This window comes from Moorena sp. SIO3E8 (genome assembly GCF_010692445.1).
Taxonomy (GTDB): Bacteria; Cyanobacteriota; Cyanobacteriia; order Cyanobacteriales; family Coleofasciculaceae; genus Moorena; species Moorena bouillonii.
The window spans coordinates 1-1849 of record NZ_JAAHHM010000325.1; the positions used below are offsets into that span (position 1 = coordinate 1).

Annotated in this window: 1 protein-coding gene; it reads right to left on the reverse strand. The window is 43.3% G+C overall.

Annotated elements, in window-relative coordinates; all coding sequences use genetic code 11:
- Positions 1-113: 113 nt before the first annotated feature.
- Complete coding sequence (gene ltrA, locus F6K46_RS39485; protein ID WP_365940589.1) at positions 114-1820, reverse strand: group II intron reverse transcriptase/maturase; 1707 nt, start codon at positions 1818-1820, stop codon at positions 114-116.
- Between the last annotated feature and the right edge of the window lie 29 nt (positions 1821-1849).

Sequence of the window (1849 nt, forward strand, 5' to 3'; positions counted from 1 at the left end):
AATTAAACTAAGCCGTGGGGTCGCCCCCGCCGACTCGTCTCCAAAACCGGACGTGAAAGTTTCCCCTCATCCGGCTCCTCGCGACGGAATCTCTTGTCAGTGGTACCTCTACATTAGAATGGATTTTCATCTAGATTCTCCTTGATTCTATGTTTTTCATCGTGGCAGTGTAGGTGGAGTAGCTCAAGATTTTTGAGTTGGTCGTTTCCACCTTGTGAGCGTGGTATTATATGGTGCGTTTCCATCACATCTCCTTCCTTGAAGGTGAGACCGCAGTGGGCGCATTTTCCTTTCTGTCTTTTCAGAAGTTTTCCTTTCTGGCTGGACATCTCAGGGTGTTTTGCCATGCGATTTCCCCAGTACGTTAGGTCTCCGTCAAATGTACTTCTGGATTCTTTGACTTTCACGTGTCTAACAATTTTTGTCTTTGCGTGTTTCGGTAGGTAGTTATCCTCCGAGGTCATGAATATCCAGTTGTCCACTATAGGTGTGTCCCATGGGTTCTTAGGTTTTTCAGTCTTAGTCCCCCAGTACTTTTTATTTACCCAGGTTTTGGATTTGTTAGGGTGTCTCCTGTATCCCCATCTTTGGAGTTTGTTCCAGAGCTTGTTGTCTAGTCCCTTGAATGTTTCCTGACTTACCGCTGCGCGATTGTAGTTACACCATCCTTTTATAATGGGTCTAAGACGCCTGATTAGGGCTTCTTGGGGAGCAGCTCTATATCTATCTATTTCTTTAGATAGCTGCTCCCAATGCTCGTTCACTTTTCTCTTTGATGGTTTGATGAGGGTTTTAAAACCTTGTTTGGATTGATTTTTTCCTACAGGGTACTGCCTGATATTAAAACCGAGGAAGTCGTACCCTTCTGTGGTGTGAACCAATTTTGTTTTACTTGGTTTTAGTTCCAGGCCAATGTCTTTTAACCATGTTTCTATAATTCTCTGACATTCTTCTACCACTTCTTTGGATTTGTGCATGATGATAAAATCATCTGCGTATCTTACGAAGTTTAACGCTTGTCTATTCCTTGCTTTTCTGCCGGGTAATGTTTCAGCGTATTCTTTAACTCGTTCTTCCATTCCGTGGAGGGCTATATTCGCCAAAAGTGGTGATATTATTCCACCTTGGGGGGTGCCCTCTATAGTAGGGGAGAATGTTCCTTCATCCATTACTCCGGCTTTTAACCATCCTTTGATTAATCGCTTCATGGAGGGATAGGTATTTAATTTTGTGAGAAGTTTTTCATGGTTGATTTTATCAAAGCATTTTGAGATGTCGGCATCAAGAGTCCATTTAGGTTTCTGTGCGATTCCCGTAAATATTGCTTCGATAGCATCATGGCATGACCTTCCTGGTCTGAATCCGTATGAGTTTGGTTCAAAATTGGCCTCCCATTCTGGCTCTAGAGCCTGTTTGGTCAAGGCTTGTAGTGCTCGGTCGTATATAGTTGGGATGCCCAGAGGGCGTTTCTCACTTTTTTGACCGGACTTATTTATCCAAACTCGGCGGGTTGGTTGAGGTTTTTTGTAAATTTTAAGGCTGGCTGCTAAGATTAGGCGCTGCTTGTTTTTCAAAGCTTTTCTCCCATCTATTCCGGCAGTCTTTTTACCTTTATTCTGTTGGGTTACCTTCCTTACCGCTAGCATTTTTCCTGACCAGGACTTCATCAGAGTCTTTTGCAGCTTTCTTACCACTCGAACATCACCACGTTGAGAGGCTCGGTATATCCGCTTTTGCAACTTGAATACGGTTCTTTCTAGCTTTCGCCAATTAACCTGATTCCATTCCGACTGTGGGGTAAACCCCCGAGTTTTAGACATATTGATTGCTACTCATAGCTATACCTTTT